Consider the following 15,347-nt stretch of genomic DNA (forward strand, 5'->3'; position numbering starts at 1 on the left):
TCAGGACCTATGCGCGGAATACCAAGAGCAGATTGTTGGCGGGCATGTCGACGATCTGGTCAAGGCGCAAGCCATTCTCTTCGGCAGTTTCTTGGAGATTCTCGACGGAACGCAGGCCCCATTCGGGGTTTTGCTGGCGCAACGATGCGTCAAATGCAGCATTGCTCTGCGCAAGGGGAACATCGCGCTGGCGGAATGGTCCATAGATGCACAGCGGTTCGGACGGTCCAAGCGCTCGGGCTGCATTGCGCAGCAACCCGACCGTGGCTGCCCATGGGCTGATATGCGCCATGTTAATGCACAGCACCGCATTGGCCTGCGTCATGGGCCAGTCGGACGCGGCATCCAACAACATCGCAGGTAACACATTCGCTGCATTTTCGTCCGCACGCCACGCGTCAATCGACGCCACAGCGATGGGATCGGGGTCGGTCGGCTGCCATGTCAAAGCGGGGAACAGCTTGGCAAAGTGCACCACATGTTCGCCCGTTCCGCTCGCGATTTCGAGCACGAGCCCGCGGTCGGGCAGCAGTTTTGCAAGCGCTTGCGCTATGACATCGCGGTTACGCACCGTCGCTGGCGCGTGCCGCTTAACCTCGGGGCTGCGTTCAAACACAAAGGGCTGCGGCGTGGTCATTCCGCCGCAACTGCCTGTTCGGGTTCGCGCCATACGAGCACGGGCTTACGCGCAGCCTGGGTTTCATCCAGGCGGCGGCGTGGCGCGTGGTGCGGCGCAGATTTCAGCAATGGATCCCCTGCCTTCGCCCGTTGCACGACCGAGCGCATCGCACCAATAAACTGGTCAAGCGTGGCCTTGCTCTCGGTTTCGGTCGGCTCAATCAACATCGCGCCGTGCACGACGAGCGGGAAATAGACCGTCATCGGGTGATAGCCTTCGTCGATTAGCCCCTTGGCGATATCAAGCGTTGAAAAGCCCTCGGCCAAGCCATTATCGCTGAACAACGCCTCATGCATACATGGCCCGCTATGCGCAAAGGGCGCATCAAGGACATCCTCAAGACTGCGCAAGATATAATTGGCGTTCAACACTGCGTCTTCGGCGACCTGACGCAAACCGTCGGCACCATGCGACATGATATAGGACAAAGCGCGCGTGAACATGCCCATTTGGCCATGGAAGGCAACCATGCGACCGAAGCTATGCGGATGCCGCGTGCTGGCTGTTTCTTCTTCGACCAGCGTATAGCGCCCGTCTGCGTGGCGCTCGGTAAATGGTATCGGACCAAAAGGTGCCAATGCTTCCGATAAAACGACCGGCCCCGAACCGGGACCGCCACCACCGTGCGGGGTAGAGAAAGTCTTATGTAGGTTGATATGCATGGCATCGATGCCGAGATCGCCCGGGCGCACCCGGCCGACGATGGCGTTAAAGTTCGCGCCATCGCAATAGACATATCCGCCAGCCGCGTGGACCGCATCTGAGATGGCTTTCATGTCGCGCTCGAACAGGCCGCACGTGTTGGGATTGGTAATCATCACGCCCGCAACATCGGGACCAAGCCGCGCCTTCAGCGCTGCCAAATCGACACGGCCTTCTGACGTGGCCGGAATATTCTCGACCGCATAGCCAGCAAATGCAGCCGTGGCCGGATTGGTGCCATGCGCGCTTTCGGGGACGAGGATAACGCTGCGCGGGTCGCCGCGCGCTTCGAGTGCCGCTTTGATAGCAAGGATACCGCACAGTTCGCCGTGCGCGCCAGCTTTCGGCGTCATGGCTACGCCATGCATGCCGGTAAGTTTTATCAGCCAAACCGCCAGCTCGTTTATCACCGCCAATGCGCCTTGCACCGTTTCAACGGGCTGCAGCGGATGGACATCGGCAAAGCCCTCCATGCGCGCCACTTTTTCATTCAGCCGCGGATTATGCTTCATGGTGCAGCTGCCCAGCGGGAAGAAGCCCAGGTCGATGGCGTAATTCTGGCGGCTGAGACGGGTGTAATGCCGCACCGTTTCGGGTTCAGACAGGCCGGGAAGGCCGATGTCGCGGTGGCGGGCCAAATTGCCAAGGCGCGACGTAACCTTCGGTGCATCGGCCAGATCAACGCCCGTTGTTCCGGTCGTGCCGATTTCGAAAATCAACGCCTCTTCCAGCATCAGCGCCTTGTTGCCAGTATATGTCGCGGGGCCGGTTTCGCCAGCGCTGCCCATTTCGGGCTTCCAACCGCTTTGATTGATCCTGCTCATGCCAACACCTCCTGCAATGCGGCGGCAAATGTCTCGACATCCTCCAGGGTCGCGGCTTCGGTCACCGCGACAACCAGACCATTGGCGAGCGCGTCTGCCTCCGGATATAAGCGGCCCAAGGAGACCCCGCCCAAGACTTTTCGGTCGGCCAAGGCCCGCACGACGGGGCGCGCTTCCTTAGGCAGCTTCAACGTGAATTCGTTGAAAAATGTGTCGTTGACGAACTCAACGCCAGCGATTTGCGAAAGCCGGTCGGCGGCTTGGACAGCTAGGCCGTGGTTGAGTTCCGCCAATCCGCGTAGCCCTTTTTCACCCAACAAAGTTAGATGAATGCTGAAGGCCAATGCACAAAGGCCTGAATTTGTGCAGATATTTGACGTCGCCTTTTCACGGCGGATATGTTGTTCGCGCGTGGACAGCGTCAGCACGAAACCGCGCTTGCCCTCGGCATCCACAGTCTCACCGCACAAGCGACCGGGCATCTGGCGAACGAATTTTTCCTTGCACGCAAACAGCCCGACATAAGGTCCGCCGAACTGAAGGCCGACGCCAAGCGACTGTCCCTCACCCACAACAATGTCTGCGTCCATGTCACCTGGTGCCTTGATGGCACCCAATGCGACAGGTTCGGTGACCACAGCAATCAGCAGCGCGCCATGTTCATGCGCCTTGGCCGCAATCGCCGACAGATCTTCGATGCGGCCAAGAATATCCGGATATTGCACGACAACGCAGCTTGTCTCGCCGTCGATGGCATTCAGCAAGCGTGTGCTATCGGTGGTAGGAGAAAGCTCCGGCAAGGCCGTGTCCAGCGTGTCGCCGGTATATTGCGCCATCGTCTTGGCCACGCTGACATAATGCGGGTGCAGCCCCGACGAGAGTACCGCCTTGGTCCGCTTCGTAATACGGCCAGCCATGCCAATGGCTTCCCAGCACGCCGTGGAACCATCATACATCGACGCGTTGGCCACATCGCAACCGAACAGCCGCGCAACCTGCGTCTGGAATTCAAACAGCATCTGCAGCGTGCCCTGCGCGATTTCGGGCTGATACGGCGTATAAGCCGTCAGGAATTCGCCGCGCTGGATGATATGGTCAACACTTGCAGGGACATGATGCTTATACGCGCCTGCCCCCAAAAAGAACGGCGTGTGCGACGCGGTCATATTTTGCCGCGCGAGATTTGAAAAATGCCGCTCCACCGCCATTTCACTGGCGTGGTTGGGCAAGCCATGGATCGGCCCGTCCAGCTGCGCCTCCGCAGGCACATCGGCAAACAAATCATCAATCGATTTTGCCCCAATGACACCAAGCATGGCCTGACGGTCGGATGGGGTGAGCGGTAAATAACGCATTTCAATCTCCATGGCCCGCAATTTGCGGACGGATTAACTTATAGCCCGTCGACAAATGCCTTGTACGCGGCGGCATCCATCAGGCTGTCGAGCTCGCTGGTGTCGCTGAGCGTGATCTTGAAGAACCAGCCGTCGCCTTCGGGATCGTTGTTCACCAGCGCGGGGTCGCCTTCCAAGGCGCCATTGCCCTCAATCACGGTGCCGCTGACGGGTGCGTAGACATCTGACGCTGCCTTGACCGATTCCACAACCGCAGCATCGCCACCTTTTTTCAGCGTCGCGCCAGTCGCGGGGACTTCAGCGAACACGATGTCGCCCAACTGGCTTTGTGCATAGTCCGTGATGCCAACAGTCGCGCTGTCGCCGTCGACTTCGATCCACTCATGATCTTCGGTAAAATAACGGGTCATGTCTGCGCTCCTTTGCGATGATAATGATGTGGGATGAAGGGTAAGGATGAAACGGTGACGGACACACGCTTGCCGCGCACCTCCGCCTCAAGCGTGCTGCCGATGGCATTATGGCCAGCGTCAATATAGCCCATGGCAATCGGCGCGCCGACGCTTGGACCAAATCCGCCCGACGTAATGACGCCAACTTGGGCATCGCCTGCAAAAACAGGTGCGCCTTCGCGCACGGGCATTTTGCCGTCGACCGAAAGCCCGACCAGCTTGCGTGCGGGGCCATTGGCCAAGGCATTCAGGATGCGGTCCGACCCAAAAAACCCGCCCTCGGCACGGCGGCGCTTCGACACTGCGAATGCTGCGCTGGCTTCGATTGGATCAAATTCGGGGTTCATGTCATGGCCGTACAGCGGCAGGCCCGCCTCAAGCCGCAAGGAATCGCGTGCACCAAGGCCAATGGGCTTTACTTCAGGCTGCGCACAGATTTGGTCCGCAAGTGCCTTTGCATGGGCCGCAGGTACCGAAATTTCGAAGCCATCTTCGCCGGTGTACCCCGAACGGCTAATCCACAGAGGTTCGGGATCGGTCTTGGGTCCCCAGAAGAATGAACCGGCCTCCATGAAATAGAGCGCGTCGACGCCGGGCACCACGCGGACAAGCGCGTCCACGGCCTTTGGACCTTGCAAAGCCAGCAATGCGCGGTCATCCATATGGTTGATGGTAATCTCATCGGGCAAATGGTCCCGCAGATGGCCCATATCGTCCCATTTCACCGCACCGTTGACGACCACATAAAGCCCCATCGGCACCGCCGTAATCATCATGTCGTCCAGCACGCCGCCGTCTTCATCCAGAAGCAGCGAGTAGCGCATCTTGCCCTCTTTAAGCGCGGATATGTCACCGGGGACCATCGCCTCAAGTGCTTCGGCCGCGCCATCACCGGTCAGCATCAGCTGCCCCATATGGCTGACGTCGAATAGCCCTGCGTTCTCGCGCGTCCAAATATGTTCGGCCATGATGCCTTCATATTGGATCGGCATGTGATAGCCGGCAAACTCGACCATGCGCGCGCCCTTGCCGCGGTGCCATGCGTCGAGCGGTAGCTCCAATATTTCGATGGGTTCTAGTTCGAATTCGTCTTCTTCGCTCATATCAGTCCGTTCAAGAGTCGCAGCGACCGACGCCGGTTGGCGCATAGTCTGCTGCCCCCTCTGTCACGGGTACCTGAGAGCTTTATCCGCCTTGTTTGCCGCACACGGTGGCAAAGGCAGGTTACACCTTCGGTGGCATGTCGTTGCAATTGGCAAAGACATGCGCTTTCCAGAGTGTCGCAAAAGCCGAAGCGGTCCTTTTGCCTGAGAGATTCCGGGGCGGTTGCTCCTTCGGCGGTCCCTTAAAGGGACGCTCTCCCGCTTCGTCAGCGACGAATCCGCATTGGCCTTACCGCCTTGGAGAGTCAACCAGCGAGCGTGTTTATCGATTCATTTTCGTGGATAAACACGCCATCGTCGCCCGATTTTGCCACGTTGGCGATGGCCTTTGCGACTTTGCCGGACGGCGTGGACGCAAATTTCTGCATCGGTCCGAACATCAGCATGTCCACAAATGGCGATAGCAATATCCCCAACGCCTCGCCCGGACGGCGGTCGTTGCGCTGCCCACCCGTCAACAGACTGGGCCGCATGATATCAAGGCGTTGGAAGCCGATGTTGCGCAGCCCCTGCTCCATTTCAGCTTTCGTTCGCAAATAGAAACTGCTGCTCGCTGGCATCGCGCCAACCGATGATATCGTAATGAAATGCCGCGCGCCGGCATCATGGCTTGCCTGCGCAAAGGCCAGCACCAGATCATGGTCAACCGCCCGGAAGGCGTCGCGCGATCCGGCTGTGCGTATCGTCGTCCCCAAACCGGAAATGGCGACGTCAGGCTTTAACCTTGCCACAATCGCTGGCCAGTCGGCGGTTGGCGCGACATGCTCCTCTATGCCCGGAGCCAATGCGCGCGATGGGCGGCGCGACACGAGGTGGACCGCAAATCCAGCGCGCGCCAACATTTCCGCCGCCTGTTTGCCCACAAGGCCTGAACCGCCAGCGATGACTATCTTGCGGCTCACGCGATGGCTCCACAGATTTCGCGATGCCGATCGGTTGCATAGCGGTCGGTCATGCCCGCAAGAAAATCCCCGATATGGCGGCTGCGCTTTGGCTGTTCGCTGGGAAGGCTATTGCGCCATTCATCCGGCAATAATGCAGGGTCGTCGCGATAGGCGGCAAACAGTTCACGCACAATTTTGGTTGCGTCTTCCGCCGCCGCCAGTTGCGTGGGATGGTGATACAGCTTTTCATACATGAATGATTTAAGCTGCCGTTCGCGCGCCGCCATTTCTGCCGAAAAACCACCGATCATGACGCCCGCATTGCGCACATCATCAGCGGTTTTGATGCCTACTTCGGTTATTCTGGCGCGTGTCGATTCAATCACATCATTGACCATCACGCCAATCTGTTCGCGGGTCAGCTCACCGATCAAACGGCGCTGCGGCACGTCCGGATAGCGGCGCAAAATCGCCTCCCATCGCTGTGCCACAAAAGGCAAATCCAGCAGCTGGTCGATGTCCAGCAACCCGGCCCTGATGCCATCATCAATGTCATGATTATCATATGCGATGTCGTCGCTGATCGCCGCAATCTGTGCCTCAAGTGATGGCCAGTCGGTCAGGCTCAGGTCGAACTGCGCGTTGACTTCGGACAATGCCCAGCCCGGACGGGCAACAGGCCCATTATGCTTGGCCAGTCCTTCCAGCAATTCCCAGCTGAGGTTCAGGCCCGGCCATGACGGATAAGGGGATTCCAGCTGCGTCAGCGTGCGCAGCGTCTGCGCATTATGGTCAAACCCGCCAAATGGCTTCATCGTCGCCTCCAGCGCGTCTTCGCCGGCATGGCCAAAGGGCGGGTGCCCGATATCATGCGCAAGGCATAATGCCTCGGTCAGGTCTTCATTCAGCCCGAGCGCGCGGGCAATCGTGCGGCCAATTTGCGCGACTTCAAGGCTGTGCGTCAGGCGCACACGATAATGGTCGCCTTCGGGCGAGATGAATACCTGCGTTTTGTGGCGAAGCCGCCGGAATGCAATCGAATGAATGATGCGATCACGGTCACGCTGGAATATATCACGCGGGCCGCGAATATCACGGTCGGGCTCTGGATGAAATCGGCCGCGGCTATTGCCGGGAAGTGATGCGTAGGAAGCCAGTTGCGACATGCCGCGCTTATGCAACCAAGCCGCCGCGACAGGAAGCCTATTTTACCTTTAACGCATTCACTGGAACGCCAATCTCGCTTTTCCACATAAATGCGTCGCCGCCCGCTTTCTTGAAGTCGCCTTCCCACTTTTTGGCGGCCTTAACATCCGCAAACGGGCCAACGAGCAGTCGCGCGGTCTTGCCCCACGGAGATGTCCATGGTTTCTGCGCCTTGAACAATAAGGGGTTGTTCTTCGTCAATTTGCGATAGTCGAAACCAAGCCCACTGGCTTCGCCCGTTGCGATTTGCACCCAGATGCGCGCTGGATTTGCGGCCTCTAACTTGGCTTTTGCGGCGGCTTTCGGGTCAATTTTGGCGGCTTTGCTGGCGTCTGCCGCTGCCTTGGGCGTCACGGGTTTAAGCTTTTTCAAATCGACCGGAATTTCCGAAGGCCGCTGCTCACTCTCCGGAATTTCGATGGCGCCAACAATGGCATCCAGACTGAACCCTGCCGAAGCAGTGGACGCAGGCACAGCTGTTGGTGCCGCGATGATTTTAGCGGGAGCGGGTTGCGCGGGCGTTGCCGCCGCAAGCGATACCGGTTCTTGCGCCGCGGGCGTCGCCGCCGCGACCGTTACGGCCGGTTCAACCTTTGCAACAACAGGATCAGGCCGGGGCGTTGTTGGAACCGCGGCCTGAACTGCCACGCGTTCCTGCGTTTTTCGGTCCGGCTTGCTCTGTGGCTTTGCCTCGCTTTTCGCGTCGCGCGCTGCTGTCGGCTTTGTTCCCAGCGGCGCGCCTGATGGAATGAGGCGGTTTTGGGCGGGGGCAATGGCAGGTTGCTGCGCGGTCGCGGCGACACGGCGAACCTGTTCGCTGTCACGCCCGACCGATTGGCTGGTGGGGAAATGCCCCAGATGAATGGCCGCCGCCTGCTGCGCGCCGGTTAAATTTGGCATCAGGCGGAAGAACCGCTCCATCTTTTGCGCCGATGGTGCATCCATGAAGCCCTGCGCAACCTTGTTGGATTCACGCAAGTCACCACGCGCAGCCAACATAAAAGCCCGGGCGCGCCATGCCGTCGGACTGTTGCGCTGCAAAAGCGGCAGGAGCATAGCGTCGGCCTGTTCCTTTTGCCCTGCGAGCGAGAGAGACACGGCCTGACGAATGATGATGTCATCTGATGATGCCACGGTCCGCGCCAGTTGATAATCCTGCTGCGCACGTCCGAAATTGCCCAGCAAATCAAACGCCAGCGCGCGGTCGGCGGCAATCGAACGTTCGCTCGCGCCCAGCCGGACGGCATCATCAAACAGGCGCAAAGCCTCAAACGGGTTTTCTGTGCGCACCGTTGCTATGGCCAGGCCGGACACGATCCGGCTGTTATTGGGGCGTATCGCATTGGCGCGCGTGAAGAAATTGAGCGCGGCATTGGCATCACCCAACAGCAAAGAGGCATTGCCCGCATCGGCCAAGGCGTCTGCGTCGCTTGGGCTAAAAGAAATGCGCCGCATCGCGTCACGCAGTTCCACCGCGCCAGCGGGCTCGACAATATTTGGCACGACCGGCGGAGTTTGCTGGTCAAGCGCCTCCAGCGCGCTTTCATCCACCGCCTGTGCATGCACGGCGGGTGAAACGGCACCGGCCGAAAAAGCCAGCGCGCTAAAGAATCCAAGGCTACGTAATATTGTCACATCCATGACTTTCTATGTAGCTGCCGACTGCCGAACACAAAGCGCATTCACGCTTTGGTCCGACAAACGGTTGCATAGAAACGACAAGATGACGGTGCGCTTGCCGCGCGTCTTATGAGTTGTTCTGACGATCAAGAAAGCTTGGGAAGCCTGTGCCATTGCCGCCTTCATTGCGCTTTTCCGCGTCGTCTTCCGAACGGGTAAGGCCACGTGACAGGTTGGACATGCGTTCAAACAATGTGCCGCCGGTTGGAATGCGTGGCGCAGCGCGTTCTGGTGGCTCAGTCACATCGACTGGCTGCGCAGACGGATAGCCTTCGGTCGCAGGCGTATCGAGGTCAAGTGCGTCGGCATTGGCCCAGGAATCCCGGGGGCTGTCATTGTTGTCTGCATATTGCGTTGGTGCAACGTCTTCAGCTTCATCTTCTTCGATTGCAACAAAGTCGCTACCCAGTTCCAAGCTGTCGTCGTCTGCGTCGTTTTCGAATTCAGCGGCGGCCGTTTCTTCCACGGCTGCGGTATCGGCTGTATTTTCAAACAAAGATGTCGCAGCAGGTGCTGCTTCAACGACAGGCTCGGGCGCAGGCGCAGGGCGGCTGAACGAGAATGGCGTTCTTTGTGCTGCCGGTGTCGCGCTCAAGCCTTCGTTATCGATGCCTGTTGCGACAACCGAAACGCGGATCTTGCCGTTCAGATTTTCATTGAACGCCGAACCCCAGATGATGTTCGCGTCGGGATCAACCAGTTCACGAATATGGTTGGCCGCTTCGTCGACTTCCATCAGGCGCATATCTTCGCCCCCGGTGATCGATACGATGACGCCCTTTGCGCCCTGCATCGACACGCCGTCGAGCAACGGGTTGGCAATGGCCTTTTCCGCAGCTTCGAGCGCGCGACCGTCGCCTTCGGCTTCACCCGTGCCCATCATTGCCTTGCCCATTTCGTGCATGACAGAACGGACGTCGGCAAAGTCGAGGTTGATGAGGCCGGGCATAACCATCAGGTCCGTGATACCACGAACGCCCTGCTGCAACACTTCGTCAGCAAGCTGGAATGCTTCCTTAAATGTTGTGTTCGGGTTGGCGACCAGGAACAGATTCTGGTTTGGAATAACGATCAGCGTATCAACATGTTGCTGCAATTCGATGATACCCGATTCTGCGGACCGCATGCGGCGCGAACCTTCGAACATGAACGGCTTGGTCACGACACCAACCGTCAGAATGTTCATTTCGCGCGCAACCTTGGCGATAACCGGTGCAGCGCCCGTTCCGGTGCCTCCACCCATACCAGCCGCGATAAAGCACATGTGGCAACCGGTAAGCGCCACTTTCACTTGCTCAAGCGTTTCTTCAGCAGCCGCACGGCCAACTTCGGGGCGTGAACCTGCGCCAAGACCCTGCGTGATTTCAGGTCCAAGCTGAATGCGATATTCGGCCGGAGACGCGTTCAGCGCCTGTGCGTCGGTGTTGGCAACGACGAAGTCGACGCCTTCTACCTTTGCGCTGATCATGTTGGCCACGGCGTTACCGCCTGCGCCACCAACACCAATAACTGCAATTTTCGGCTTCAACTCGTCAACCATTGGTGGACCGATATTGATGCTCATAACTTTATCCCCCTAGCCTTCGTGGCTTGTTCGAAATTTTCACGCTTTTGACACAAAAGGATAAGGTGCACACTTAAAAATTCACGTTTTTGCACAGGTTTCTGTCAGAAATTCTCTCGGACCGCGCGTTTTATACGTTCGATTAACCCCGGCATCGTCCCGGCCATCTGTTCGACACGCAAATCATAACCTGATTTCAGGTCAACACGTTCCGATGCGGCGTAATGAATCAATCCGACGAGCGTTGAAAATGCCGGTCCCGAATGTGCCTCGGGAATGCTGGCGAGGCCCGAAGGACGGCCAATGCGGACCGTACGGCCCAACGCGCCTTGCATATGTTCCGCTGCGCCCTTCAGTTCAGCGCCGCCGCCGGTCAACACCACCTGATGCCCAGATGGACCGGAGAAACCCAAGGTTTTCAGCGCTTGTGCGATTTCGGTGACGATGGAGTCCACGCGCTGGCAGACCACGGCGTTCAACTGCGCCTTGGTGATGCGTGGTGCGTTAGCGCCTGCTTCAACACCGTTTTCATCGGGGCCAATGTCGAGCACTTCTTGATGATCGCGCGGGCTGGTTAAGGCAGAACCGTGGAAGCATTTCAGCCGTTCGGCTTGCGCCCGGCGAATACCGAAGGCCGATGCGATGTCGTCGGTAATATCAGATGCGCCCTTTTGTATGGTTTCCAGTCCGACGAGCATGCCACCAATGAAGACCGACACATTGGTCACCGCCGCGCCAAATTCGACAAGGGCGACACCAAGCTCCCGTTCTTCCGCCGTCAGGCACGCAAGGCCAGTGGCCACTGGACCAACGACGAGCGACTCAACATCAAGATGCGCCGCGCGCACCGTCATATCCATGTTCCGTACAGGCGACTGGTCCGCCAGAACGACATGGACATCGACACCAAGGCGATCGGCGTGCAGTCCAAGAGGGTTCGCAACACCGCCAACACCATCCAGCGAGTATAATGTTGGCTGTATATGAAGCGCAATTTTGCCGCCGGTCTGAATGTTCGCACGTCCAGCCTGAAGCAATTCGTCGACATCTTCCTGCGTGATGCGATCACCACCCAGTTCAATTTCAACGGGCGCAAGCAAGCTATCCAGCCCGCCGGCGGACATGCCTACCCACACGCGGTCGATGTTCAGCCCGGCAATCCGTTCGGCCTGTTCAACGGCATGGCGCACGGACAATTCAGCTTGTTCGACATCGGCAATGCAGCCGCGCGTGACGCCCCTGCTCTCGCGTTGGCCGGTTCCCAGCACCAGCAGTTCGCCGCTGTCGGTTACTCCGGCAATGAGTGCCGAAACTTTCGAAGAGCCAATATCAATGGCCGAAATCAGTTTTTCAACGCGTGCAGCTCTCATACTTCTCTTCCGCTGGTGGTCGACGTTATGTCGCCGCTCTCTACTTTAACAGGTTCGACTTTGGGCGCCTTGCGGAAATATGCACGTTCCGGGTCGCGCAAGTCGAAATGGATCAGGTCGCGGCCAAGCAGCCGGTGAATGCCATCCATCCGCGCAAAATTGAGCAATGCCTCTGCCGCTGCCTTTTCACCCTCTGGCAAGGCCAATGTTTCACCGCTCTGGAACTGCAAATCCCAACGGCGATTGCCCACCCATGTTGCGCCAATGACCTGCGCTTTAAGTGCGGAGGCATTGTCGAGCAGGGTGTTGAGTGCGACAGCATGGCGGTTCGCATCAATGCCGTTCAATGTCGGCAAATCGCCACCTTCGCCCGCCGCAATATTTTGCAGGACAATCCCGTTGGCATCGATCAGCGAATATTTGCCGTTGCGTTGCCAAATCGCCGCGGGCTTGCGCTCGACGATTTCGACCGCGAGTGTATCGGGCAGACGGCGTGCCACGCGGGCGTCTTTGATCCAGCCATATTTCAGTAAGTCGGCGCGGACCTTGTCAATGTCGACCAACGGCATGGCACGGTCTTTTTCGGCGAGAACCAGTTGATAGACCCGAACCTGATCCACACGTTCCATACCGGTGACTTCAACGCGCTGCACCTGAAAGCCGGCCTTTGCAGCGAGTGCTGCATATTGCTGATACGCAGCGGCGGTGACGCCGGCATATTGGGCAATGGCAAATAGCAGCACCGCAAGCGCGGTTACAAAAATCCATGTGAGCGCGCGCTGCACATCTTCTTCCGAAATCGGCAGGATGCGCATGATCCGGTCAACCCAGGATATTTGTAGCACTTTCTGGCGCGGGTTCGGCGAAGCGGCCTTGCGCTTTGCAGCAGGTTTTCGTGCAGCGGCCGCCATTATGCCAACGCCTCTTTCACGATCATGTCGACCAATTGTTCATAGCTGATGCCAACATGCCGCGCCTGTTCGGGCACGAGGCTCAGCGGCGTCATTCCCGGCTGCGTGTTGGTTTCCAGCACGAACACACCGTTTTTGCCCAATTCATCGTCCCAACGGAAATCGGTGCGTGATGCGCCTTTGCAGCCCAGCAATCGGTGCGCATCCAATGCGACATCCAACATATATTGCGCAATATCATCGGGGATTTCAGCCGGGCAAATATGCTCGGTCAGGCCGTCCGTATATTTGGCATCAAAATCGTAAAAGCCGCTCTTTGGCTTTAACTCGGTAACGCACAGCGCCTTGTCACCCAGCACCGCCACCGTCAGTTCGCGGCCCTTGATAAAGGGTTCGGCCAGCAATGTTGCAAATTCCTGCCAAGGCCCCTTGGCATCGCGCGCAATCGGGTTTCCGTAATTGCTGTTTTCGGTGACAATCGCCACACCGACCGAGCTGCCTTCATTGACGGGTTTCAGTACATAAGGCCGCGGCAATGGGTCGGCGGAGAACAGGCTTTCGCTATCCACCATCGTGCCCTTTGGCATCGGAATGCCGGCGGGCACCAGCCGCTGCTTCGTCAATTCCTTGTCGATGGCGATCACCGACGTCACCATGCCGCTATGGGTATATTTAATGCCCATCAGGTCAAGCATGCCCTGCACCGATCCATCTTCACCCGGAACGCCATGCAGCGCGTTAAACACGACATCAGGGCGCAGCGCGGCCAAAACCTGCGCAACATTGCGGTCCATGTCGACACGGCTGACCTTATAGCCCACTTTCTCAAGCGCATCGGCCACGCCATTGCCGCTCATCAACGACACGGGCCGTTCGTTTGACCAGCCACCCATCAACACCGCTACGTGGATTTGCTCACTCATTTTGTTTCACCCACGCGTTGTATTTCCCAATGCAGGTAAATGCCTGACTTCGCCTTTACACGCTGGCGAACTTCATCGCCCAACGCCTCAATATCGGCGCTTGTCGCATCGCCTGTGTTAATCAAAAAGTTGGTATGCTTTTCCGAAACCTGCGCGCCGCCGATTTGCAGTCCGCGGCATCCCGCTTCGTCAACCAACTGCCATGCTTTATGTCCGTCCGGATTTTTGAAGGTCGAACCACCCGTTTTTGAACGCAGCGGCTGCGATGCTTCGCGCGCGGCGCTGATCCGGTCCATCTCGGCCTGAATGGCGTCTGATGCGCCCGGCACACCGCGAAAGCGCGCACCGACGACAATTGCGCCATCGGGAAGCTCAGAATGGCGATAGCTATAATGCAGGTCTTCAACCGACAAGGTCGCAAGCGCGCCATCGCGCATCACGACATCGCAATCGACCAATATGTCCTTCACCTCGCCGCCATAAGCCCCGCCGTTCATGCGCACAAAGCCGCCGACCGTGCCGGGAATGGACCGCAAAAATTCAAGCCCCGAAATGCCATTGTCGCGCGCCGTCGACGATACCAATATGCCCGATGCCCCTGCCCCGCAATTCAGCGTGACTGCGTCAACGGATGTCACTTTGGCGAAGGCTTTACCAAGGCGAACGACAACGCCCCTAACGCCGCCATCACGCACGATCAGGTTGGAGCCAAGGCCAAGCGCCATGACGGGTACGGCGGGATCAAACTGACGCAGAAATTCTTGCAGGTCATGAATGTCTTTGGGTTCGAAAAGATATTCCGCGTTGCCGCCCGATTTGAACCACACCAATGGCGCAAGCGGCGCGTCAGGCGTTAACTTGCCTTCAACCTTTGGAAGGATGTTCACGCTCATGCACGGGCTGCCTTAATGGCGTCCGCAAGTCCCGCTGCCCATTTGGTGATGTCGCCCGCGCCAAGGCAGACAACCATGTCATTTTCCTGCACCGTTTCTGCAAGCTTCACTGCAAGCGCGTGCGCATCCGCGATGGTCGCCGCCGAACGGTGTCCGCGCGCCTTGATGCCGTTCACAAGTGCTTTTGAATGAATACCCTCAATGGGCGCTTCGCCGGCGGCGTAGACGGGGGAAATGAACACCATGTCGGCGTCGTTAAACGCCTGTTGGAAATCATCCATATGGTCGCGCAGGCGGGTGAAGCGATGCGGTTGCGCCACGGCAATCACGCGCCCCTGTGCGCCTTCGCGTGCGGCAGAAAGCACCGCGCGTATTTCGACGGGGTGATGGCCATAATCGTCGATGATGGTCACGCCATCGACTTCGCCAACCTTAGTAAAGCGCCGTTTGACGCCACCGAATTTGTCAAAGCCGTGCGCGACAGCTTCATCGCTCATGCCCATTTCAAGGCCGACCGCGATGGCAGACAAAGCATTCTGCACATTATGCCGTCCGGGCATTGGCAAAACGACGCCTTCGATCGTGCGTTGCGATCCGTCGCGCGACCGGACAACGACATCGAAGCGATTGCCACCGGGGAAAGGTGTTACATTTTCGCCGCGAATGTCGGCCTGCGCCGAAAAACCATAAGTGATAATCCGGCGATCGCGGATCTTGGGCAAAATCGCCTGAACCTCTGGA

At 58.3% G+C, this 15,347-nt stretch carries 14 protein-coding genes and 1 riboswitch; all 14 genes read right to left on the reverse strand.

The genetic code is table 11. The features are described from left to right. Positions 1-7: 7 nt before the first annotated feature. On the reverse strand, positions 8-637 hold the full coding sequence (locus tag ACIQ0G_RS02880; protein ID WP_397576613.1) for a DUF938 domain-containing protein: 630 nt from the start codon (positions 635-637) through the stop codon (positions 8-10). After that, positions 634-2,205 carry an aminomethyl-transferring glycine dehydrogenase subunit GcvPB gene (gene gcvPB, locus ACIQ0G_RS02885; RefSeq protein ID WP_397576614.1) on the reverse strand — a complete coding sequence of 524 codons (1,572 nt, stop codon included), beginning with the start codon at positions 2,203-2,205 and terminating at the stop codon, positions 634-636. The genes ACIQ0G_RS02880 and gcvPB overlap by 4 nt, the downstream gene beginning before the upstream one ends. After that, positions 2,202-3,560: an aminomethyl-transferring glycine dehydrogenase subunit GcvPA gene (gene gcvPA / locus ACIQ0G_RS02890; RefSeq protein ID WP_397576615.1), complete on the reverse strand. Its 1,359-nt coding sequence runs from the start codon at positions 3,558-3,560 to the stop codon at positions 2,202-2,204. Before gcvPA ends, gcvPB begins: the two co-directional genes overlap by 4 nt. A 38-nt stretch (positions 3,561-3,598) precedes the next feature. Next, a complete protein-coding gene (gcvH, locus tag ACIQ0G_RS02895; protein ID WP_397576616.1) occupies positions 3,599-3,970 on the reverse strand; it encodes a glycine cleavage system protein GcvH in 372 nt (123 codons plus the stop codon). Then, on the reverse strand, positions 3,967-5,115 hold the full coding sequence (gcvT, locus tag ACIQ0G_RS02900; RefSeq protein ID WP_397576617.1) for a glycine cleavage system aminomethyltransferase GcvT: 1,149 nt from the start codon (positions 5,113-5,115) through the stop codon (positions 3,967-3,969). Before gcvT ends, gcvH begins: the two co-directional genes overlap by 4 nt. A 182-nt stretch (positions 5,116-5,297) precedes the next feature. After that, a riboswitch (glycine riboswitch) is annotated at positions 5,298-5,386 on the reverse strand. A gap of 34 nt (positions 5,387-5,420) precedes the next feature. After that, the gene (locus ACIQ0G_RS02905; RefSeq protein ID WP_397576618.1) at positions 5,421-6,077 is read right to left on the reverse strand and encodes an NAD(P)H-binding protein; all 657 of its coding nucleotides are present in this window, start codon (positions 6,075-6,077) and stop codon (positions 5,421-5,423) included. After that, positions 6,074-7,225 (reverse strand): deoxyguanosinetriphosphate triphosphohydrolase, encoded by a 1,152-nt coding sequence (locus ACIQ0G_RS02910; RefSeq protein ID WP_397576619.1) that lies wholly within the window; start codon positions 7,223-7,225, stop codon positions 6,074-6,076. The genes ACIQ0G_RS02905 and ACIQ0G_RS02910 overlap by 4 nt, the downstream gene beginning before the upstream one ends. Positions 7,226-7,262: 37 nt before the next feature. Then, positions 7,263-8,900: a tetratricopeptide repeat protein gene (locus tag ACIQ0G_RS02915; RefSeq protein ID WP_397576620.1), complete on the reverse strand. Its 1,638-nt coding sequence runs from the start codon at positions 8,898-8,900 to the stop codon at positions 7,263-7,265. Positions 8,901-9,012: 112 nt separating this feature from the next. Next, a complete protein-coding gene (ftsZ, locus tag ACIQ0G_RS02920; RefSeq protein WP_397576621.1) occupies positions 9,013-10,509 on the reverse strand; it encodes a cell division protein FtsZ in 1,497 nt (498 codons plus the stop codon). Between the two features lie 104 nt (positions 10,510-10,613). Then, positions 10,614-11,879: a cell division protein FtsA gene (gene ftsA / locus ACIQ0G_RS02925; protein WP_397576622.1), complete on the reverse strand. Its 1,266-nt coding sequence runs from the start codon at positions 11,877-11,879 to the stop codon at positions 10,614-10,616. Then, positions 11,876-12,790, reverse strand: coding sequence for a cell division protein FtsQ/DivIB (locus ACIQ0G_RS02930; protein WP_397576623.1), 915 nt, complete (start codon positions 12,788-12,790; stop codon positions 11,876-11,878). Before ACIQ0G_RS02930 ends, ftsA begins: the two co-directional genes overlap by 4 nt. Beyond that, entirely contained in the window at positions 12,790-13,713 is a 924-nt protein-coding gene (locus ACIQ0G_RS02935) for a D-alanine--D-alanine ligase (RefSeq protein ID WP_397576624.1), read from the reverse strand. Before ACIQ0G_RS02935 ends, ACIQ0G_RS02930 begins: the two co-directional genes overlap by 1 nt. Continuing rightward, positions 13,710-14,606, reverse strand: a complete 897-nt coding sequence (murB, locus tag ACIQ0G_RS02940; RefSeq protein ID WP_397576625.1) for a UDP-N-acetylmuramate dehydrogenase — start codon at positions 14,604-14,606, stop codon at positions 13,710-13,712. Before murB ends, ACIQ0G_RS02935 begins: the two co-directional genes overlap by 4 nt. Beyond that, the coding region (locus ACIQ0G_RS02945; RefSeq protein WP_397576626.1) for a glutamate ligase domain-containing protein at positions 14,603-15,347 on the reverse strand (745 nt) is incomplete at its 5' end. The genes murB and ACIQ0G_RS02945, both read right to left, overlap by 4 nt.

Origin of the sequence: Sphingorhabdus sp. (assembly GCF_044354325.1) — a bacterium.
GTDB lineage: Bacteria > Pseudomonadota > Alphaproteobacteria > Sphingomonadales > Sphingomonadaceae > Sphingorhabdus_B.